The following is a 20,757-nucleotide window of genomic DNA, read 5'->3' as shown; positions in this document are numbered from 1 at the left end:
CGGCGAAAAAGAGATGCCTTTAGCAAAAAAAAACAACCTTTGCTGACATCGAAGTCAGCAAAGGTTGTTTGATTGGCACGATTACTTATCAATAATGTTCGTTATTTTCAACATCCTTGCGATTAATGCCGTGACCTCCGCACGCGTCATTGGTGCTTTCGGACTCAACACCGCAGGTCCATTCCCCTGGATAATTTCCGCTGCAATCAATTGAGCAACGTCTGCCTTTGCCCAAGCAGATACGCCAGACGCATCCTTGTATCCCGCCAGTGCCGCAGCTGCTTGTTCATCGCTCAACGCGGCTCCCGAATCTATCAAACGGTATGCGCGGGCAATCATCGAAAATCCTTGTTCCCTGGTCATTTCCCGATTGCCGTAGAAGCTTCCATCGTTGTAGCCGCGAACGATGCCGAACTCATTCGCAATGGCTACGGAAGCGCGGTACCATGCTGAATCCGCAACATCCGGGAATATATTTTGCGGCACATCCTGACGCATCAAGCCCAGACCCAAAACAACGATGTCAGCAAATTCAGAGCGCTTAACATTGCGGTTCGGCGAGAAAGTATTGCTGCCCGTACCGTCAAGATCAAGTCTTGCAGCAATATTGTTGACATCCTCTTTGCCCCAATGTTGTCGTACATCATCAAAATCCTGAGGATTCCAGATGACCGAGTACGTACCGCTGCTGCGCAGATCATTGATTCTTGCAAAATAACGGTTATCGATCTTCGTCACCGCTGTCGGCACATGGAAAACGCTGCCGTCCGGGTTGATAACGACGCCTGTCGTAATCCGGTTCGGATCGATGCCTTCCGGAAGGGCGATGTACTTAGGCGCATATCCGCTCAGCTGCCCGAATCTGGCCGTCTTGCCGCTATTCGTGAAGGTCAGGTCGAGATCAACCGGGCTAACCAGCAGTTCGTAGCCTTGCTCTGCCGCTTTATTCTTAGCGTTCTGAATCCATGTATCCGCGGAACGGGAGATGTTGATTTGAACGGCAATTTCGTTTAATGCGGAGTTCCCCAATTGCTTGGACACCGAATCAAGGTTCATCTTTCCGCCAGGAACCGGATAAACGGCCAGCGGGTTGCCGATCTCAAGGCTTGCGCCCTTATCGGCCAATTGCCTAACCGTTTCTGCCGTCAAGCCGTCTACCTTCACATCGCCGTCCTTCGGAGAACGAATCGCGAGCTTCTGCCCGCTGCCCTGTGCCAAGGTCTCGTTCAGCTTGTTCAGATCCACTTGAACCCACGTTGTCGTACGGTCTCCCGAAGTTGACGTTTTCCCGGTCGCAAACGCGCCGTCCTTGTCGTTCACGGAAGTTTTGATCCCGGACTCTACCGGATTTGTTGGCGTTGCCGGAGTTGTCGAGGGTACAGGTGTTGTTGGCGTCGGTGTGTTTCCGCTGTTATTGCCGCCATTGTTTCCGTTAGATGCCGCAGCCGACGTCTGAATCCGCGCTGCTTCGCTGATAGCGGACGCGTTTTGCGTAGCCGTCTCTTTCACCCGTGTTACAAAGGCATACTCCGTATCCGGCGTCAGTCCGTTGAACGTCAGGCTGTCTTGCCACGTCAAACCGCCATCCTTGCTATACTCCTGACCGGCTATGCCTGTCAATGTAATGCTCGTTGCAGTCTTGCCGGCTTCTACCGGCGCGCTCGGTGCTTTAGGACCTTCCATTTTTGCAACAGATGCCGTAGCTGCGCTTGTTACACTACCAGCCGCATGCGTGCCATCAGCTATAACCTTCACGGTAATAGCCTTGCCGATATCGTCTTCAGTCAACGTGTAGCTCGCATTTGTCGCTCCTGAAATGGCAGCTCCGTCTCGATACCACATATAGGCCGGCACGTCTTCAGTCGTGCCCGAAGTATATGTGATCGCCGACAAGTCTGCCGTCAGCGTCTCGCCGTATTTAGCGGTCCCGCTGATGGAGACGACGCCTCCCATTTTCGGAAGATCAGCGTCCGAAGTGCGAATCGTTGTCGCCTCGCTGACAGCGGACGGGCTTTGCGTGGCCGTTCCTTTCACCCGCGTTACAAACGTGTAATCCGTTCCCGGAGTTAACCCGTCAAATGTCGCGCTGTCTTGCCACGTCAAGCCGTCGTCCAGGCTGTACTCCTGACCTTCAACGGCCTCCAACGAGATGCTCGTTGCGGTTTTGCCAGCCTCTACCGGCGCGCTTGGTGCTGCAGGTCCGTCCATTTTCGTGACCGGCGCTGTCTCGTCGCTCGTCACGGCGCCAGTCGCATGCATGCCGTCGGCTGTAACCTTTACGGCAATGGGCTTGCCGATATCGGGCTCAGTTAACGCGTAGCTGGCACTCGTCGCTCCCGAGATGGCGACTCCGTCCCGATACCACTGGTACGTCGGAACGTCTTCCGTCGTGTCCGGCGTATACGTGATACCCGACAGATCCGCCGTCAACGTTTGACCAGCCTGGGCTGTGCCGCTGATCGCCACGCTGCCTCCCATCGTCGAATATCCCGGCGTTCTAACGCTTGTGCCGCTTACGCCCGTTGTAGGAAGAGGGCCGGTCGTGTCGGCAGGAACCGTCACGATTTGATACTCGGTAGCTGGATCAAGGTTTTCAAAAGTCAATTCGGAATCCGTACCTGTTTTCCAATCGCTTACCACGTTGCCTTGCGCATCGGCTATAGCATATTTAGCCAAAGTCGATGATGGATTTATCGTAATTGTTGTTTTACCGGGATTTCCCGTATCTTTTCCAACTGCAACGTTATGATCGCCTACTGTCGGCAAAGTAATGGCTTTCGTCTCAGCGGCCGTACTTGGAGTTGTAATGCTTGCATTAAATGTCGTCGAAGCGGCTACTTTGTAAGTCCCACCCGGCATTAAGGGCTTAAATACGATCGGACCTCCGTTGCTTGGATACCACCCGTATGCATCGGCCGTAATTTCATCGCCGTTTTGATCATATGCCTTATATCCCGTAACCGGGTTACCGTCCAGATCGGTGACGCTCATTACCGTACTTACGTCAAGAGGGGTGGCAATGATTCCGCCTGAGCCTTCATAAACAGCTGACGTTACGCTTTTGATACCGTCCGTAAAACTTGCAACATCCGTGGGGGCTGTAATGATGTCGCCTATGGCACCGGGACTATACTCGACAATAACGCCCGGATCCTTGTAGGCACTAGTCCCGCCGTGTGTATTATTTACGGCTACGTAGCCTATTTTGGTATTATTTGTATCCAGTACAAGTGTGAGATGGATGAGAGCTCCGTTTTGTACATAATTGCTCGTCAGCTCAAGACCGGTTGGCTGAGCGTTTGTTACATACCTTGTCTCCGTATAAGCAGGAGTGCTCCAGCTGGATGCCTCCGTAGTTTTAGTGGCGCCTATGAAGCTTACAAAGCTCCAGCCTCCTGTCCAAGGAGTCTTAAGCTCTTGAAACAATCTAGCAATGGCCAGCATTTCTTCAGGATGGTCGGCTGTCGGCTCTACAAGATGTCCGTTATTGGCTTTTGCAATCGTCACAGCATCATTGAAAGTCATGGTGCTCAGTCTTTCCACATATGCAAAGTGACGGCCATTGTAGGTACGCACAGAGGTTTTTCCATTGCTCAATTGCGCCCCCGGCGTCACATTCACGGTGACGCTTTGGGTTTGCCCTGAATCTTGTGTAAATGTCATCGTTCGAATAACAGCTTGAATTTCTTCATAAACAGTGCCGCTTGAAAAATTGAACACTCTATTTTTAGGTGTGGATTTGTCCGTAACAACGCCGCTGATTGTTATGCCATTGGTCAACTCGGTAATACCGTTTGAAAGAGTTCCAACAGCAATCGATCCATTATTTACAGCTACAGTAAAATATCCGCCCCCTTCATTAACGATGCCATTGCTTTCAAAGGCAGCATTTGATAGCTGATAGTTTGTTTCGGATAATCGAATAGGAGTGCCAAGATTAAGCATGGCTGTCTCCGCTGCTCTAGCTTGTGACGCGTGAAACGGCATCATCGTCAATACCATGACGATTGCCATGAGAAAAGATAACGTTCTTGAACTTTTCAATTTCATCTTTCGTTCATTCCTCCTTAAGAAAGCTATTGAAATGGTCGCACAGCTTCATCACCTCTCCCCGCCACAAGACAACTAGCGGAGAGACCGTAATGCGCGGTTTTCTATGCACAACATCATAGACAAAACATCTAACCAAACTCTAACCACAACTAATATAGGTCTGAAGGAAGTGAACCCCATCTCCATTTCGGATCCGAAATCCAACCATTTTCTTATTAAATAGATATCAGCTTTTACCGATATAGATACAGCATTAGAATGGATTCAATGTTCGACAATTAGGGGCTGCGTATGAATGAAAGTCATGCTGGTGGACGATGAGCGGCTGGCGTTAGTCAGGCTGGAAAAAATGCTGGGGGAATTTCACGATTGCCAAGTAATCGGATCCTTCTCGAAGGCAGAGGTAGCGATTCATCATATTGGCGAATTCAAACCCGACGCCGTCTTTCTGGATATTCAGATGCCGGGATTGAATGGTTTGAGGGCAACCGAGAGAATACGTCCTGTCTCGCCGGACACGAAAATCATCTATGTGACAGCCTATGACGAATACGCAATTGAAGCATTCGAACTGAATGCGACCGATTACTTAATGAAGCCGTTAAGGCGCGAACGCTTGGGCCGAACAATACAGCGTCTACGGGAGCGCGTTGTTGAGCATAAATTGGAGTCTTCGAAAGAAGAAGGATTGTTGTACCATTGTTTGGGTGCCATGCAAATCCGGAAGCCAAACGGGGAACTGGAGTTTTTGAAGTGGAGAACGACGAAAGCGAAAGAGTTGTTTGCCTACTTGTTGCATCATCGCGGAAAAGTCATTAGCAAGAATATATTGCTGGAATTATTTTGGCCCGAAATGGATGAACGAAAAGGGCTCGCCAACCTGCAGACGAGTATTAATCGGATTCGAAGCGCATGGAAGGATACAGCCGGAGAAGGCTATGTCACCATCCGATATTCTCAATACGGATATGTCCTTGATTCGAATCAGCTGCGGATTGATGCGGAAGAATGGGAGCAAGAGCTTCGCAGGTTAAGCCCTGTTTCAATTGAACTAGCCCCTGAACATCAGCGATTGGCCGATATGTATCGCGCTAATTTTTATGATGAGGATAATTATGCGTGGGCGGAGAGCGAACGCCAACGGCTCAAGGCACTTTGGCTGCAGCATGCTCGGCAGCTGGGGCAATTCTATTGCTCTCATGACATGAATATCGAAGCGCTGGGAGTTTATCATCAAATACAAAAGAAGGATCCCCTGAATGAAGATAGTTACCTGGCGCTAATGAATATATATGCTCGGCTGAATGACACGGTTTCCGTTACTAAACAGTATGAATTTATGGTTCAAGTCTTGAAACAAGAAGCAGAGGCCGTTCCCGGCCCCGGCATATTGGAATGGTATGCACAATGGAAAGAATCCGATAAAAGAGCGGTGCAGGGACTGATCAAATCCAAATGATTCCGCATTGTCTTCACGAATTTAGGCTTAGCCTTTCTTTCCCCTGATTTTCGGCACAATAAAACGGACAATAGTGCCTTGATTGGGGACACTCCGGATTTGCAATCCTGTGCCGTATATTTGTTTCAGTCGCCGATCCGTATTGAACAAGCCGACTCCCGCCCTTCCTTCCAACCGACTGTCCAGGACGCGCTTCACCGTTTCCTCATCCATTCCTATCCCGTTATCCGCAACCGAAATTTCCGCCTCATGTTCTTTTTGGGTAATTCGGATATGAATTTCTCCGCCTTCATCGCGACTCAGAAGGCCGTGTCGTATTGCGTTTTCGACTAGAGGCTGGATGCAGAGCGGGGGGACCAACAAATGAAGCCCTGAGTCGGCCTCCCAGCGAATGGTTAATCTGTCCTCAAATCGTTCCTTTTCAATATACAAATAGGAGCGGACAAGACCAAGCTCATGATCAAGCGGAACGAACCTCTGCAAGTTCCGAAAATCAAAGCTTGCCCGCAAGTAACGGCCGAATGCCTCAAGCAACGCGCTCATTTTATCATGATCGATTTCGCTGAGAGCAGCTATCGAATTGAGCGTGTTGTACAAAAAATGCGGTTGGATTTGCGCCTGAAGCCATGCCGCTTCCATGCGCAGCCTTTCCCGCACGGATTGCTTCAATCCAGTCAATGCCCGTACCCTGGACTTCAATTCCATCGCATCAACAGGCTTCGTCACATAATCGTTGGCGCCATGCAAAAATCCCATCTCTATATCTTCCGGTCTGCTCCGGGCGGTCAAGAGCAGGATGGGGAGCTCCGAAACGGAAAAGCGCTCACGAATAAAGCGGGAAAATTCATATCCAGACATATGCGGCATCATAATGTCGGCAATGATCAAGTCCCATTCTCTGGTATCCAGAACGGCAAGTGCTTCACGTCCGCTTGCAGCTGTGACGACAGTATACTTTTCCGAAACAAGAAGATGGCTCAATATCTTTAAATTGACCGCATCATCGTCTATGACCAGAATGTTTGGCCGGTCCGAATCGGTCTCCGATTCAAGTCCGGTATAATCGCCGCAAGGTTCAGAGGCAGCAGCAACAGCCGCTTCTGCATACATGGCCGATCCCGGAGCAATCGCTTCCGGATCGAATTGCCTGAAGGAAGCATCCGATAACGGCAGCATGAAGCTAAATACTGAACCTTGGCCCGGAGTAGAGTCGACCTCCAATGTGCTTCCGTGCAGCTCCACCAGTTTTTTGCATATGCTTAGCCCGAGCCCGAGCCCGCCTCCAATCGCCGTTATGCCAGAGTCCCCCTGCTCGTAGGGCGCAAACATCCTCTGCTGCGTTTCCAGATCTATCCCGATCCCGGTGTCGGCGACGACGATGTTCACCTTGCCCTCCTTGACCTCGGCCTTTATTGTGATATGTCCTTGATCTGTATATTTCACCGCATTGTGAAGCAAGTTGAACAAAATTTGCGTAAGCCGGTTTTCATCGGCCATGGCACTGGGAAAGTTGGCCGGAATGTCGTTGACGATGCGAATCGGCTTGCCTTCCGTCATGAAACGAAGCATATCGGTCACACCGGATGCGACTCCCTGAACGCGGACACTCTCTATGTGCAAGGAGATGCCATTCTCCTGAAGCCGCGTCATGTCCAGCAAATCGTTGAGCATGTATGACATCCGCTTGCCTACGGAAATAAGCAGCTTCATGTTCTCTTTGTTTTTGTCGTCCTGATCTTTAATTCCGGTATCCAGAACGGTCTGGGCGATGTTAAGGATTCCATGCAGCGGATTTCGCAATTCATGGGACGTGTTGGCCAGGAAATCGTCTTTCAGCTTGTCCGCTTTCTGCAGCTTCTCGGCGAGCTTCACCGTTTGGTTGGAATTATGGAAATAGCGTTTGAACCAGAAAGACGCAAAAGCGAGGAACGCAACGATCAGGTCGATCGGGTAATAACCCATGTCGAGCAGACCCTTAAGATAACCTCCAATGATATTAGTCAAAACACTGATTAGACCGATGACCAGATAAATGGCGTTTTTATCGCTCTTCAGAGCCGTACGCAGCGACAACATCAGAAAGTACAAGCAAGCGAGCAAATCCAGGGTATAGTAGACAGCTAATGCGCTCAGCCCGTACCTGGCTGGCAAAAACACAATCAGCAGCGCCGCAATCACACAGAGCACGAGAAACCAGCGAAACACTCTGTTTTGCGCATGCTCCGGAAAGAGGCTTTTGGCAAATTGCAGCAGGAAGGCGCCTACTCCAATAAAGGACAGAAGAACGAGTTTAATAGACCACTCGTAGTTGATGGCCGGCAGCCAAACGAGCAAAAGCTTATCATCGTCGAGCAGTGTCATGACAACGGCACTAATAACGAGCATGAAGAAATAGATCAAAGTCTTTTGTCGGGTGCCGATCAGATACAGAATTAGCGCATACAAGGCATGAATCAACAGAACGACACACACGACTACCTGCATGTTGATGGAAAACCCTACTTCCTTGTCCACCGCATGCTCACTGCCAAACTTGATCGATCCTACCAAACCGCCTTGTAAACTGTTGTCATAATTCGCAACTTGTATGACAATATCGATTTCGCCTGTATCCGCCTTGAAAGCGGCGGTATAAGGCAAGCTTCGGGCTGTATACTGATGTTTGATTTTTGCCGGCTGCCCCTCTCTTGCCAAAAGACGATCGTTCACATATAGTTCGGACGAAGTACGCACATTCGAAACGCGGACGCCATAGGTTAGTTCTTTATCCGGGTTGACCATGACGCGCAAACGATAGGAGCCATAGCCATATGGGGAATTATGCGAAGATATAGACGAGTCCCACTTTCCGGGAACTTGAATGAACAACCTCCCCTCTCCGGATGAGATTGTGCTGGAGTCGCTTTGCATTACAAGCTTGCCTGGATAGAACTCCCACCCTCCATCTAATGTAACCGTGCGATCCTTGGTGAAGTCGAAGCCGCGCAAATCCAACTCGCCCCGAACCGCACGAGGGTGATCCGGCGACGCCTGAAGAAAAGCCCAGATGATTCGAATCAGGATTAAGGTGATAAAGAATGACCCTGTAATCAGGACCGCTTTTCGTTTTGTCATCATCATCCAACCTGTTTCGACAAAACCGAGGCAATTCCTTTGATCATGATGATTAAATCGTGAACATATGCTGATAATGAAAAAAATGCCCCTAACATCTATAGAGCGAAATTTAAAGGTCAGGACATATTGAAACGGCTTGATTTCACATCGCTAAACAAAGTATGTAAAGAGTGCTTTCCCAAACGCATTCCCGTGAAAGAGGAAGCATCTCCTTTTTCACCAAAAAGGACCTCAACTTCCACTGTAACGTGGAGACTGAGGTCCTTTTTTCGAGGACTCGATCGCGTTGCGCCGGGATGCCGAAGCATGTGGGCGCTCAAACCAGATATTCGTTGGTCCGCCATCGATGGCGGGCCAAGCAGCGATAGGCGTCTCGTCCTATAGTGAAGCGAGTACGCGCTTGATGATCGCCTTTACGAACGGGACGTCGATCGGTTCGCGCGAGAACCAGCGGCGGTAGAAGAGCGGCCCCAGCAGGGCCGCGACGATCGTTGACATGTCGGCATCGGCCGACAGCTCGCCCCTGTCTACCGCGCGCTGCAGAACTTCTCGCAGGGGTGCAGCGTGTCCGCGTTGAATCCGACTGTGGATTTCCGCGAACTCCGGATTACGCTCGGCGGTGTCGACGATTGACGGCAGGACAAAGGACCAGTTCGCCGTCGGCAGCAGGTGCGCGATTTCCTCCAGGATAGCTGTGACGTCGCCTTCGAGCGTGCCGGTGTCGGGTGCTTCCTGCTCGGCAATCATCCGTGAACAGGCGTCGATCACCAGGGCTTCCCGCGTCGGCCAGTGGCGGTAGATGGTCGTCTTCGCGACCCCGGAACGACGCGACACCTCGTCGACGGTGAAGCTGGCCACACCGCCTTCGCTGAGCAGTTCAAACGCAGTGGTCAGGACGGTATGGCGCGAACGCTCGACGCGTCCATTCACCTTGGCCGACGGCACTCGTTCAGACTTCTTGGACGTTGTCACCATCTTCCCTCCAACATAAATGGACTTAAACAGAGATTCGTTGCCTTAACAGAACCGATTCTTCCCATTATACCATGGCGGCATCCTTGCCGCCGGGACTGTGACCGCGCCAGCGCCCAGAGACGATTTTGCCGTTCACTTGTATTTTTCAGATCAATATGATACGATACCGTATCGTAGCGTTACATTCCATTAGGAAAGGTTGATTTCTCATGAATTTGGCTTCTGTACGCATCATTACCGACGACTTGGATCGGCTTGTCGCGTTCTATGAGAAAGTCACAGGAATTTCGGCGATGCGCCCCGCGCCTGTCTTTGCTGAGTTCGTTCTGCCATCGTGTACGCTGGCGATCGGCCACTCCCAGACGGTACCGCTGTTCGGCGCCGGTTCCGCGCGCGCGGCCGACAACCACACCGTCATCATCGAGTTTCGCGTCCACGACGTCGATGCCGAGTGCGCGCGCTTGAAGCCGCTTGTCGACGAGTGGGTGCAGGCACCGACCACAATGCCATGGGGGAACCGCTCTGCTCTGCTTCGCGACCCCGACGGCAACCTCGTCAACCTATTCGCCCCCGTTACGGAGGAAGCGCTCCAGCGGTTCAGCGGCAGGCCTTGACGGACAGCGCTCCTACGCAAGCGTCCCAATGGAATAGGCCCTGGAACTCTTCTGCTTGCCGCGGAACGTGATGCAACCAGACGCTGATGTCGTGATGAGCCGGGGTCACCGGCGGTCATCATGATTGCGACATCGGCGTCGAAGAAGGCACGGCCCATGTTGGCAGCACGCTGCTTTCCGTTCAATTAGGTCCTCATTCCGCGCCAGGAACAGAATCTAAATTTCGCCGTGTTCAGCTTAATGAGCCGCAGCAATAGCAAATTGCCTTGAGGCAATAATTGGACGAACGATTTTCAAATCTTCCAGATGAATTCCCGTCAAGAGTTTCTCTATCGGTTACAAAATCTTCCTGATCTCGTTGACATTCGATTCTCGCCTCCCGGCAGGGAATATATTCGATGTTCCGGCGGTAAGGCAAGGATTTTCCGTGGCACATCTGGGCGAAGCCGCCACTACCCCCCCGCTGCACATGCGACGCCGAGACGACGCCTATCCAATAAGAGGGCGTTCCGCTTGCCGGCCCAGGTCTCACCCATGCGCCTGCTTCCAAGCGTCGTCCAGACGCATCTTCTGGAGCAAATGATGGCGATAGTGCATCTCGATCAGTCTGAACCATTCCAGCGCGTTCAATCCCCCTAATCGCGGATGGAGAACCGTATTTCGAACAATTTCCTTACCCGGTTCTAATCGCGCTTGGGTAACCGGATCAAACTCCGACGCAATTTTCGCTTCAATCTCGACCATCCGACGTACCGTATCCCGCAATCCGTCGACAAGTTGTTCCTTGCTTTCCGGTTGCGGCGGCGTGTATTGAGGGGACGGGGGAACTCGGATCCGATCCGGCGGGAAGCTCCCCGTCTTGAACAGCTCCTCACCCGGCTTCGTCTTTCCCGCCTGGGAGATTTCCGGACTGCCGCCCGGTTCAAGGCACAATGCGGCGTTCCTCAACTGCATCAACTGCGCGGAACGAATTAAATGCATGTACATCTGACCAAGCGACCATTCGTCCTCCGCCGGCTTCCAAAGCAGCTGATCAAAATTGGAGCCATCCAGCTCTCGAATATATCCACGGACCGTCTCCTCGAATTTATGCAACGTTTCTTTCGTATCCATTGCCGGACCCAGCTCCTTTTGCTTAAGCTGAATCCAGCATACAAAAACGCTACTGACAGCAGTTTGTCAGTAGCGTTCAAGCATTTTTTTGATTTCCTCGCGTACCCGTTTCCGCAGCGATTCCGGCTCCAGCACACGCACCGCGGCCCCCCATCCGAGCGTCCATTGAAGGAGATCCTCCACCCGCCGGACGCGGAACGTCGCCTGCCAGCCTTCTTCCCCCGGCTCGAACGACTCCATATAGAAATTGTCCGATTCCTGAACCCGGTCCGCAATGGCCTCGTCGACCAACATGTGGACGGTCACATTCCGATCATCTATAGGCCGGTGATCCTGAAAGCGAAAACCCGGAACGAGCAGGAACGAATCTTCCAGTAAGGCAAGCTCGTTCATGCGAGACAGCCGAAAGTGCCGGATGGCGTGCCTCAGCCCGCAGAACGCAACAAGCATCCACACCCCTTGGGAAAATACGAGCCCGTAAGGATCAACCGTTCGCTCGCCATGACGATATCCGTCCGAATCCGGCAAGTTTTTGGAGTAGCGGAAACGAACCCTGCGCTTCCCCAGAATCGCTTGGCGCAACTGTTCGAACGTCTCTTTTTCCTGCCCGCGCGTTTTCCCCTCTCTTTCGTTCAGCAGCCGAATCGCCGATCGGATCCGCTCGGTCTCTTCGCGTACGTTCTCCGGTAAAATCGCCTCGATCTTCTCCTGCGAACTGCGGGCCTTCGCGCCGTACTCGGCGTCCAGCCTTATTCGGACGAAATCCGCCCCGATGAGCAGCGCCACCGCTTCCTCCGCCGTGAAGCCGACAGGTGGGAGAAAGTAGCCCTCCATCAAGGAGTAGCCTACCCCCGGCGCACCCGCCACCGGAACGCCCGCTTCGCTTAGCGCTTGAACGTCACGGTAAATCGTGCGGATGCTCGTCTCGAACTTGGCAGCCAAATCCTCGGCTCGCAGCACGCCTTTCCGCTGCAGCTCAATGACGATGGCCAACATCCGTTCGGTTTTGTTCACATCATCCTCTTCCTTTTCTGAAGCTTCAAAATGACTTCAATGCATTCCGAACTACCCAAGCGATTTTTTGGAATTAACATAGCCTGATAAACCTGATTCATGGTGAAGCCATACGTTATACTTCGCTGTTTTTAAATGTCGTAATGGAATCCGGTATAGAAGAAGCAGCGGCGACAGCAGCTATACACCGGGTATTTGCGGAATCGTCTAACTCAACTCCGAAGCATTCGCTCACCCGATATAATTGACCCTGGAATGCGTGGTTAATTTGTTCCTGGAGGGAGAGCCTTCATCATCACTCTTGATTTTAAAATAAAGAAGACATATTGAGCTCGCCAGCGCCAAAATCGCAACCAAGGTTAGAACCTTACTCCTGTTTTTGAATTCGCTCAATAGCCGTTCCCTTCCTCTCCTAATCATATTCCTAGATCCTTTTTTATACGTTTTACCTTGATTCAATCTTATCAGATTGCCAAGTTCATGACCTAGCAAGTACGGTATCAACCTTTAAGCCGCTTCCATTACGCTTGCGAAAGAAGGCTGAATCTTCGCGCTGCCGATTTGGCGAGCCTTCAGAATTTTTAGGGAAGTCGTATGGAATCAAGGTGTTCCAGGTTACCACCGATATTTCCAATAAAGAACAAGTTGAATAGCAATAAATACGTGGGCATGAGATTCAATCCATTGCTGGACCAACGATTTCCACCCCTGTTAAAAGCATACCAATTGATTTTGGGTAAAAAGTAAAGTAATATTTATATATCGAGAATTATCAATATCCTTTTGTTCGATTAGTCCTTACTCATTCCAATCAAAATGGATTTCAATAAGCTCAGAAAGGGGAGGGCGCCGTTGAATCGGGAATCAACGATGATAACTGACGAACAGGCAGTTGAAATTTTCAAGGCTCTGTCCAATCAAATAAGAGTAAATATTCTGCAAATGTTGAAAGAACCTGATCATCATTTTTCCACTCAGGCCCATGTTATCAAAGAAAAAGGCTTTGATGGCGGGGTTTGTGTGAGTGATATTCACAGCAAAGTAGGACTGTCTCAGTCCACCACCTCCCAGTATTTATCTATCCTGTTGCAAAGCGGTCTGGTGGAAATGAAACGAATCGGACAATGGACTTATTATCGACGCAATGAGGAAACCATCAAACAGTTTGAAAAGTATATAGGCTTGAAAATATGACCTTTTAAGGAGGACCAAGGGTGAGTTTTCAACATCATCGCGCCTATAACAGCATGTACCGGAAAGGCAAAATGACACTCGGATTTATCCTCCCGACTGCCAGGATGTCTAAAAATCCGATTATGGAGAATCAGCTGGAGCTTGCCCGTAAAATGGAGGAATATGGCTTTGCTTCATTATGGCTCCGCGATATTACGATACAGAATTTGAATATTGATGATAACGGCCAAAAGTACGATTTATGGATTTATTTGACCTATCTTGCTGCATATACGAAGCACATTGCGTTAGTGACAGGAAGTGTGGTTCTCCCTTTGCGCCACCCCGTCAGGGTAGCCAAGGAAGCGGCATCGATCGATCAATTGTTCCCAGGTCGATTGATTATGGGAGTGGCCTCAGGGGACAGGGAAAAAGACTTTACCGCTTTAGGGATATCTAAGCAGGAAAGCGGTCCGTTATTTAAAGAAAATTTCGAAATTCTCGACCGGCTGTTGAAAGAGGATCAGCCGACAATCCACAGCCGCGCCGGGCTGATCGATGGTACAGATATGAGGTTAATCCCAAAGCCTGTATCTTCGATTCCGACCATGGTGACGGGATTCAGCAATCAGTCCATCAATTGGATTGCCAGGAATGGGGATGGGTGGCTTCAATACCCGCGCAGCATGAATGAACAGGCTCAGCTTATCCAGGATTATCGTGCTTTAACTGATGGTTATGCTCCAGGAGAGTTTAAACCCTTCTCTCAAAGCTTATTCATCGATTTATCGGAAAATCCCGATGAAATGCCTGTTCCCATACCTTTAGGCTATTCCGTGGGAAGAAACCGTTTGGTCGATCTGCTTCATCAGTTTCAAACGATTGGCGTCAACCATTTGGCGTTTGTTCTTTATTTTTCCAAACGCCCTCCAGAGGAAGTCATTCAGGAGCTTGGAGAATTTGTTTTACCCTACTTTCCAACCCATAAAGGTACCGGCCAGCTTTAAGAAGTTGATTGTATAGAAGGAGAAAAATGTATGACAAAGAAAATAGACCTTTCCGTACTCGATCCCTCCCCAATTGTCGAGGGAGGATCAGCCGAGCTTTCCCTTCAAAACACGCTTGATCTCGCAAAGAAAACAGAACAATGGGGATATAAACGGTTTTGGCTTGCTGAACATCATAACTGGGCAGGAATGGCGAGCTCAGCATCCCCGATTGTCATTGGACGAGTAGCCTCTGTCACGGAAAAAATGCGTATTGGGTCAGGCGCAATGCTGCTTTCCCATTATTCCCCTCTTTCCGTGGCGGAGCAATTTGGAACATTGGAAACCTTCTTCCCCGGCCGGATCGACCTTGGATTGGGGCGGGCACCCGGCACCGACCCATATACCGCAAATGTATTGCGGCAGCGGGTATGCTGGTCCAGCCGCTCCGCCAGCCCGCGCACATAGTCCGGATGCAGCCTGACATCCGGATTGAGGACGAGCGCGTAATCGCTGCCCGCCTCCGCGAGCGCGCGATTCTGGCCGCCGGCAAAGCCGGTATTGACCGCGCTCTCGATGATGACGAGCCGCGCGCGGTTGCCGCCTGACGGCAGCAAGGCTGTTCCGCTTCCGGATCGGCTGCCTTCATCCCCCTGCTCTTGGCTGTCGGCATGCCGCTCCCGGTCCGCTCGGAGGTCTCTTTCCCGCTCCCGCGCGAGCCCCGCCTCATAGCGGCGCAGCCGCTCCACCGTGCCGTCTCTGGACGCATTGTCCAGCACGATAATCTTCTCGATGGGATACGACTGCGCCAGAACGCAGTCCAGGCAGCCCTCGATATCCTCTTCGCTGTTGTAAGTCACAATATGGACGCTCACCGTCCCCCGGACAGGAGCGGCAGCGAAGCCTGCCGCCCCGCTGCCGCCCTTGTCCGGAGACAGCGACGAATGCGCCGCTGAAACCTGGCTATTCATTTATACTTCGAACCCGCCTTCCGAAATGACCTTTTGAATAAAATAATAACTGTCTTTCGGCGTGCGTTCCAGTGTTACATAGTTCGTGTATACAATTCCGAAGCGCTTGGCGTAGCCTTCAGCCCATTCGAAGTTGTCGAGCAGCGACCAGGCGAAGTAGCCCGCAAGCGGCACGCCGGAGTCGATGAGACGCTGGCACTGGATGAAATGCTTGCGGTAGTAGTCGACCCGGTCGGCGTCATGGACGCTGCCGTCGGCGTCCAGCTTGTCGTCGCAGCAAGCCCCGTTCTCCGTAATGTAGATCGGAGTATCGCCGTATTCCTCGTGGAGCCAGCTCAGCACCTTATAGAGCGCCTCCGGGTAGACGTTCCAGCCGATATGCGTCTGATCGAAGCCGACCTGGACATCCTCGCTGTCGAACAGCCCGTTATTCTCCTTGTAGCGGGTGTAGCCGCCCGTGTAGAAGTTCACGCCGATGAAGTCGATCGGCTGCGCGATCGTCTCCATGTCTCCGGGAAGGATCGGCACTTCGACGCCTTTGCGACGGAACCAATCCACCATGAACTGCGGGTACGTCCCCTTGAACGTCGGCTCCAGGAACCACTCGTTGCCCCAGGCGCGCGAGCGGCGGGCCGCCTCCACATCCTCCGGCCTCGTCGTGTAAGGCTCCGACCAGCTCAGGTTATGCGTCGTTCCGATTTCGCCGGACAGTCCCAGACTGCGGTACAGCTGAACCGTCTTGCCGTGGGCGACCATGCAGTGATGAGCGACGTTCGTCGCCAGCTGCAGGTCCGTGTGGCCGGGAGCGTGCACGCCGATAAAGTTCGAGAGGAAGGAAATGCACCAGGTTTCGTTGAACGTGATCCACTGCTTTACTTTGCTGCCGAAAGCCTTGAACACAACCTCGGCGTACTTCACGAACGCGTCGATCGTCTCCCGGTTGTCCCAGCCGCCCTTGTCCTGGAGCGCTTGCGGCAGATCCCAGTGGTACAGCGTGACGGCCGGCTCGATGCCGGCTTCGATCAAGCCGTCGATGACGCGGCCGTAATAGTCCAGTCCCTTTTCATTGACCTCTCCCGTGCCCTGCGGGAAGATCCGCGGCCATGCGATGGAGAAGCGGTACGAAGTCACGCCCAGCTTCTTGAGCAGGGCAATGTCTTCCTCGTAGCGGTGGTAGCTGTCGCAGGCCACGTCTCCCGTGTCGCCGTTCACGACCTTCCCGGGCGTGCGGGCAAACGTATCCCAGATGGACATGCCGCGGCCGTCCTCGTTCCAGGCGCCTTCGATTTGATAGGAAGCTGTCGCGGTGCCCCAGACAAAGTCTTTGGGGAAAGTGATTTTAGCCATTATAAGTCCCTCCGATTAAGTCATTGAATAAAAAAAGTTGAGCTTGCCGTCCAAATCAGCGGAACAGCCGTCAGACATCGCGGCGAGCTGGCGGACAGCAGCATTCCGGCTCACGGCATCCAGACGCTGCAGATCTCGATGCCTTCCTGCTTGTAAGCCTAGACGTACTTCACGAACATGTCGGCCCATGCCTGGCGGTATTCCGGCTTGAGCCGGCCGCCGCGGTTCATCTCTCCGTTCGTCTTCATGAGGGCCGGAGGGCTCCACGGGGAGGAGAACAGCCGGAAGCCGCCCCCCGCTTTGCCGGCCGCGCGCTTGATCAGCGGCAGAATCGACACGCGGTCGCGGCCGACGTTGAAACTTTCCAGCCCCTCGTCACCGTCTGTTACATAGGCGTAATTGCCGAGCGAGGAATCGCAGCTCTGAATAGGGGAGCGGCACAGCGTACAGCCGATTCCATGCTCCGGATCGAAATACGCGTCCATGATCCCTGGCCGGACTGCTTGGCGATCGTAACGGCAGACGTCTCCGTCAGCGCGCCGCCGAAGCCCTCGATCGTCTGATAGGCCACATCGTCGTAGATATGATGGTTCTCGCGGCCGCTCTCGTCGGAACGGAACTTCAGCAGCGTCTTCTCCCGCAGCTTGTCTCCCGTGTCTCCAGCCGTCTGCAGCACCCTTGCCATGCCGGCTTCCAGGGCAGCGTATGCGCTTACATTGTTTCGGGTCAATTGGGCTCCTTCCCTCATGCCTCTCCTCCCTTCCTGTACAATTGACTCTATTATAAAAGGAAAGGCCTTTCCGGATGAAGAAACAATATGGCTATGAACCTCCACAATCTGGTCGTTCGGATCAATGCTCTCTCCATTTCCCATCCTTATGGGCAAGCTGCTGCGAGTTTGCGAAGTTCAAGATTTGCTAACATCCCGTTCATTCAAGCTTCATGTTTTTAGATTATGCTAGATAAGAGAGGCAGTGATTGCATTGGATCCTCTTCCCCTTACGCTGACGCTGTGCGACTTTTCCAGGCATCTGCAGCCTTTTCGCCAATCGTTCCGGACCCTCGATACCTACCTTCTCCGCTTGCAGACGGAGGGGGAGGCCCGCGCGCTCATCGGCGGATCCATGACGGCCGTATTGCCAGGAGATTTGCTGATGTATCGTCCCGGAGATGCCTACGATCTGCAAATAGAGGCTCCCGGCCCCGACAGCCGCTATGGTCCGAGTGCGGATTATTACTTCATGGCCACCGGATCTTGGCTGGATGAATGGTGGCAGATGCGGGAACGTCCTCCCCGGATCCGCATCGCGGACGACGGGAAGATCGACAGCGTCTGGCAGCAGCTCATGCTGGAGCGGCGCAGGCTCGACGGAGGCAGTCCGGCCATCCTGGCCGCTCTGCTGCAGGCGCTCTGCCTGCTGCTGGACCGCGCCATCGCGGAGGCGCCGGCTGCGAAAAGCGGCGCGACCGCGCTGCAGGCGCTGAAAATCAAACATTTTGTCGAAGCCAATGCCACCGGCTCCTTCACTCTGGATGAAGCGGCCGCCCATGCCGGCATCAGCAAAACCCGCGCCGTGCATCTGTTCAAGCAGCAGATCGGCTGCTCCATCATGCAGTACGCCCAGCAGGTCCGTCTCGCTATGGCGCTCAGGCTCATGGACAACAGCCAGCTGACGCTGGAGCAGATCGCGGACGAATCGGGCTTCGGCACCTACACCTATTTCCACCGCGTATTCCGCGATCGCTATGGCCTATCGCCAGGCACCTACCGCAAGCGGGAATATTGACTTGCTGACAGAATGCATAAGAAGAGACCTCGGACATGCATGGTACAAGCAGGATAGACGGAGCAATAAAATAATAATGAAAGGAGAGCCGACAAATGAGGAACGACAGCCTGCCGAGGGACGGCGAGTTTAAAGACAGGAAAAACAATGCCCGGATTCCATCGGGGGGGTTGAGGCCCGGGCAATTCTATGCAGCGGTTGCCGCCCTCGTTGCCGGCGGGCTTGCCATACGCGTTCTGCTGGGCATCTATACCCAGGGGTATGTAGGAGACCAGATGTATTTCATCCGCTGGATGGAAGCCGCCATGCAGCATGGCGTGCGCGGCTCCTATCTCAGCTCCGACATGCAGAACTATCCCCCGGTATTCATCGCCATTCTGGAAGGATACGGGCATGTTCTTGACTTCCTCGGCATCGAGATCCGGACCGCCCATCTGAGCAGCAAGATGCTTCCGATTCTGTTCGATCTCGGCACCATGGCAGCGCTGCTGCTGCTGTTCCGCCGCTGGACCTGCAAGCGCCGGCTGACGCTGCTTGCCTGTCTGGCCTTCAATCCCGCCTTGCTCGCGGACGGAGCGGTATGGGGACAGATCGACGTGTTCCACAGCGCGCTGATGGCAATATCCGTGCTGCTCGTGTTGACCCAACCGCTAGCCGCCGGCATCCTCATTGCAGTCGCCTTGCTGAGCAAGTTCCAAGCCATCGTCGTCCTCCCCGTCCTGGGGGCGCTGCTGCTCCGGCAGCTGCTCCGGCGCGATTGGCGCCGTCCATTGCTCTTCATCGCCGGCTTTGCCATCCCGTCGGCTTTGACCGCAGGCTGGTTCGCGATGAAAGGCGCGCTGGACGACATGGTCCGCATGGCGTATCTCAGCGCAACGGATATGTATCCCCAGCTTTCGCTGAACGCTTTCAATCTTTGGTACCATCTCTTTACGAATCCGTCCGTCCACGACGATACGATTTTCTTTGGCGGCGTCAGTTATAAGACCTTCGGGTTCATCCTGCTTGGGGTTGTCTGCCTGTTCGTTGCGGCCTATATCCTGCTTTTGCGCGATCTTAAAACCGTTCATCTCCTGAAGGCGGCCGCTTTGGTCAATCTGGCCTTCTTCCTGCTCCCGACGGAAATCCACGAGCGCTACGGCGTTCCCGCCATGCTGTTCCTGCTGCTCATCCCGTTCCTGCTGGAGCCTGGGCGGGAACGTATCCGCTGGGGAGTTCCGGCCGGGCTGTTCACGATGTCGACGGCGCTCAACATTTGGCTGGTGCTGAACGGAGGGTTTGGGGGGAAGTGGCTGCGGGGAGGAGCTGAAATATCATTGGGAATGAGCTTCCGACGCAACCAATTGGCAGGTCTAGGTCCAGAACAGGGCAAGCAACTTACAGGAAATCAAAGCTGGCACGGCGCCTCTATCAGTAACGGCATCCTAAGTGGCTGGGAGCATGATTTCGCGGTTGTCTTGGTCTATGCAAATTTTCTAACCCTCACTCTTGTAATCTTTCTTATGAGTAGGAATCTATCTTCTCGAAAAACTGAAGGTAACGATTTAAACAAACAGCGGTTTTGGTATAACATTCACTATTGAATAATATACTTGACAGCAAAAAAGAACCCCTATAAATATCAAGAGTTCTTTCTATTTATTTATTTAGTTAATGAATTTAGCTTCTCTTCCAACTTTGATACACGTTCATCCAACTCCATCAAGTCGTTTAGTTTCTTCCCGTTTATATAAATATCACCGTTCAAGTAGATTCCGCCATTGTTATCTACAGCTATCATTTCATGAGTGTTATCATTTGAAACCATGCGTATACCTCCGGTTCCTGCTCGAAGGCTTAGCCACTGACTATCGTTCTCTTGTCCGTTCCATCTATTGCCGCCATAGATTTCTCCTGATTTGCCCTCGTTATAGATAATACCTGTCCCAACTTGGTTCGTCTTAGCCTGCATAATGCCCTCTGTAAATAGAGAGCGTCTGAAATCAAATCCCATTTTCGCTTTATCTATGTCAGCAACTACAAGTCGACCGTAGTCCGCCAGACTATTTTTAAAGTAAATTCCGCTTTCCCATACACCCCTCCGGTCTTGAACATCCTTCTTGGTATCTTCGCTCCTAACCTCTATAGCCATTGAGTTAGGATTCCAAA

Annotated in this window: 15 protein-coding genes and 3 pseudogenes; 7 read left to right on the top strand and 11 right to left on the bottom strand. The window is 52.4% G+C overall.

Annotated features, from left to right (window positions below):
• Positions 1-81: 81 nt before the first annotated feature.
• Positions 82-4,050 (bottom strand): S-layer homology domain-containing protein, encoded by a 3,969-nt coding sequence (locus BN871_RS06745; protein ID WP_048745106.1) that lies wholly within the window; start codon positions 4,048-4,050, stop codon positions 82-84.
• Between the two features lie 298 nt (positions 4,051-4,348).
• On the opposite strand from BN871_RS06745, the gene BN871_RS06740 reads away from it, so the two are divergent.
• Entirely contained in the window at positions 4,349-5,512 is a 1,164-nt protein-coding gene (locus BN871_RS06740) for a response regulator (protein WP_048745105.1), read from the top strand.
• 27 nt (positions 5,513-5,539) lie between these two features.
• Here the strand turns inward: BN871_RS06740 and BN871_RS06735 are convergent, their stop codons facing one another.
• Positions 5,540-8,632, bottom strand: a complete 3,093-nt coding sequence (locus BN871_RS06735) for an ATP-binding protein (RefSeq protein WP_232312866.1) — start codon at positions 8,630-8,632, stop codon at positions 5,540-5,542.
• Positions 8,633-9,007: 375 nt separating this feature from the next.
• Positions 9,008-9,604 (bottom strand): TetR/AcrR family transcriptional regulator, encoded by a 597-nt coding sequence (locus tag BN871_RS06730; RefSeq protein ID WP_048745104.1) that lies wholly within the window; start codon positions 9,602-9,604, stop codon positions 9,008-9,010.
• A 209-nt stretch (positions 9,605-9,813) separates the two neighbouring features.
• On the opposite strand from BN871_RS06730, the gene BN871_RS06725 reads away from it, so the two are divergent.
• Positions 9,814-10,218 carry a VOC family protein gene (locus BN871_RS06725; protein WP_021877668.1) on the top strand — a complete coding sequence of 135 codons (405 nt, stop codon included), beginning with the start codon at positions 9,814-9,816 and terminating at the stop codon, positions 10,216-10,218.
• 403 nt (positions 10,219-10,621) lie between these two features.
• On the opposite strand, the pseudogene BN871_RS30175 reads toward BN871_RS06725, so the two are convergent.
• The 3 genes and pseudogenes from BN871_RS30175 to BN871_RS06715 all read right to left on the bottom strand — a co-directional run.
• Positions 10,622-10,750 (bottom strand): annotated as a pseudogene (locus tag BN871_RS30175) (EVE domain-containing protein); the annotation flags it as partial.
• The gene (locus BN871_RS06720; RefSeq protein ID WP_048745103.1) at positions 10,747-11,331 is read right to left on the bottom strand and encodes a DinB family protein; all 585 of its coding nucleotides are present in this window, start codon (positions 11,329-11,331) and stop codon (positions 10,747-10,749) included. The gene BN871_RS06720 and the pseudogene BN871_RS30175, both read right to left, overlap by 4 nt.
• Positions 11,332-11,397: 66 nt before the next feature.
• Positions 11,398-12,345 (bottom strand): YafY family protein, encoded by a 948-nt coding sequence (locus BN871_RS06715; RefSeq protein ID WP_021877665.1) that lies wholly within the window; start codon positions 12,343-12,345, stop codon positions 11,398-11,400.
• An 870-nt stretch (positions 12,346-13,215) separates the two neighbouring features.
• On the opposite strand from BN871_RS06715, the gene BN871_RS06710 reads away from it, so the two are divergent.
• From BN871_RS06710 to BN871_RS26650, 3 genes and pseudogenes are all read left to right on the top strand, one after another.
• Positions 13,216-13,539 (top strand): helix-turn-helix transcriptional regulator, encoded by a 324-nt coding sequence (locus BN871_RS06710; protein ID WP_048745102.1) that lies wholly within the window; start codon positions 13,216-13,218, stop codon positions 13,537-13,539.
• A 20-nt stretch (positions 13,540-13,559) separates the two neighbouring features.
• Positions 13,560-14,525 carry a TIGR03571 family LLM class oxidoreductase gene (locus BN871_RS06705; RefSeq protein ID WP_083436291.1) on the top strand — a complete coding sequence of 322 codons (966 nt, stop codon included), beginning with the start codon at positions 13,560-13,562 and terminating at the stop codon, positions 14,523-14,525.
• 30 nt (positions 14,526-14,555) lie between these two features.
• Positions 14,556-14,936, top strand: a pseudogene (locus BN871_RS26650) (MsnO8 family LLM class oxidoreductase); the annotation flags it as partial.
• Between the two features lie 53 nt (positions 14,937-14,989).
• Here the strand turns inward: BN871_RS26650 and BN871_RS27530 are convergent.
• The 4 genes and pseudogenes from BN871_RS27530 to BN871_RS27525 form a co-directional block, all read right to left on the bottom strand.
• A pseudogene (locus BN871_RS27530) lies at positions 14,990-15,475 on the bottom strand (glycosyltransferase); the annotation flags it as partial.
• Positions 15,476-16,822 (bottom strand): GH1 family beta-glucosidase, encoded by a 1,347-nt coding sequence (locus BN871_RS06695; RefSeq protein ID WP_048745100.1) that lies wholly within the window; start codon positions 16,820-16,822, stop codon positions 15,476-15,478. It abuts the pseudogene before it with no gap.
• Positions 16,823-16,980: 158 nt separating this feature from the next.
• Positions 16,981-17,307: a hypothetical protein gene (locus tag BN871_RS26640; protein ID WP_083436290.1), complete on the bottom strand. Its 327-nt coding sequence runs from the start codon at positions 17,305-17,307 to the stop codon at positions 16,981-16,983.
• A complete protein-coding gene (locus tag BN871_RS27525) occupies positions 17,208-17,570 on the bottom strand; it encodes a hypothetical protein (protein ID WP_053086948.1) in 363 nt (120 codons plus the stop codon). The genes BN871_RS26640 and BN871_RS27525 overlap by 100 nt, the downstream gene beginning before the upstream one ends.
• A gap of 226 nt (positions 17,571-17,796) precedes the next feature.
• Between BN871_RS27525 and BN871_RS06685 the strand changes: the two genes are divergently transcribed.
• Together BN871_RS06685 and BN871_RS06680 are read left to right on the top strand one after the other, a co-directional pair.
• Positions 17,797-18,609 carry an AraC family transcriptional regulator gene (locus BN871_RS06685; protein WP_157060233.1) on the top strand — a complete coding sequence of 271 codons (813 nt, stop codon included), beginning with the start codon at positions 17,797-17,799 and terminating at the stop codon, positions 18,607-18,609.
• A gap of 293 nt (positions 18,610-18,902) precedes the next feature.
• Positions 18,903-20,192, top strand: coding sequence for a hypothetical protein (locus tag BN871_RS06680; RefSeq protein ID WP_157060232.1), 1,290 nt, complete (start codon positions 18,903-18,905; stop codon positions 20,190-20,192).
• Positions 20,193-20,251: 59 nt separating this feature from the next.
• On the opposite strand, the gene BN871_RS06675 is transcribed toward BN871_RS06680, so the two are convergent.
• A partial coding sequence (locus BN871_RS06675) for a hypothetical protein (protein WP_048745097.1) occupies positions 20,252-20,757 on the bottom strand: 506 nt, incomplete at its 5' end.

This window comes from Paenibacillus sp. P22 (assembly GCF_000469945.2).
Taxonomy (GTDB): Bacteria; Bacillota; Bacilli; order Paenibacillales; family Paenibacillaceae; genus Paenibacillus_O; species Paenibacillus_O humicus.
Note: the sequence above shows the minus strand (reverse complement) of the source record. Positions and strands in the feature narration are given on the sequence as shown.

Bases quoted from the DNA above. Each gene is read 5' to 3' on its own strand.
- BN871_RS06745 (WP_048745106.1), bottom strand. From the start codon at position 4,050: ATGAAATTGAAAAGTTCAAGAACGTTATCTTTTCTCATGGCAATCGTC.
- BN871_RS06740 (WP_048745105.1), top strand. From the start codon at position 4,349: ATGAAAGTCATGCTGGTGGACGATGAGCGGCTGGCGTTAGTCAGGCTG.
- BN871_RS06735 (WP_232312866.1), bottom strand. From the start codon at position 8,632: ATGATGATGACAAAACGAAAAGCGGTCCTGATTACAGGGTCATTCTTT.
- BN871_RS06730 (WP_048745104.1), bottom strand. From the start codon at position 9,604: ATGGTGACAACGTCCAAGAAGTCTGAACGAGTGCCGTCGGCCAAGGTG.
- BN871_RS06725 (WP_021877668.1), top strand. From the start codon at position 9,814: ATGAATTTGGCTTCTGTACGCATCATTACCGACGACTTGGATCGGCTT.
- BN871_RS06720 (WP_048745103.1), bottom strand. From the start codon at position 11,331: ATGGATACGAAAGAAACGTTGCATAAATTCGAGGAGACGGTCCGTGGA.
- BN871_RS06710 (WP_048745102.1), top strand. From the start codon at position 13,216: ATGATAACTGACGAACAGGCAGTTGAAATTTTCAAGGCTCTGTCCAAT.
- BN871_RS06695 (WP_048745100.1), bottom strand. From the start codon at position 16,822: ATGGCTAAAATCACTTTCCCCAAAGACTTTGTCTGGGGCACCGCGACA.
- BN871_RS26640 (WP_083436290.1), bottom strand. From the start codon at position 17,307: ATGGACGCGTATTTCGATCCGGAGCATGGAATCGGCTGTACGCTGTGC.
- BN871_RS27525 (WP_053086948.1), bottom strand. From the start codon at position 17,570: ATGAGGGAAGGAGCCCAATTGACCCGAAACAATGTAAGCGCATACGCT.
- BN871_RS06680 (WP_157060232.1), top strand. From the start codon at position 18,903: ATGGAAGCCGCCATGCAGCATGGCGTGCGCGGCTCCTATCTCAGCTCC.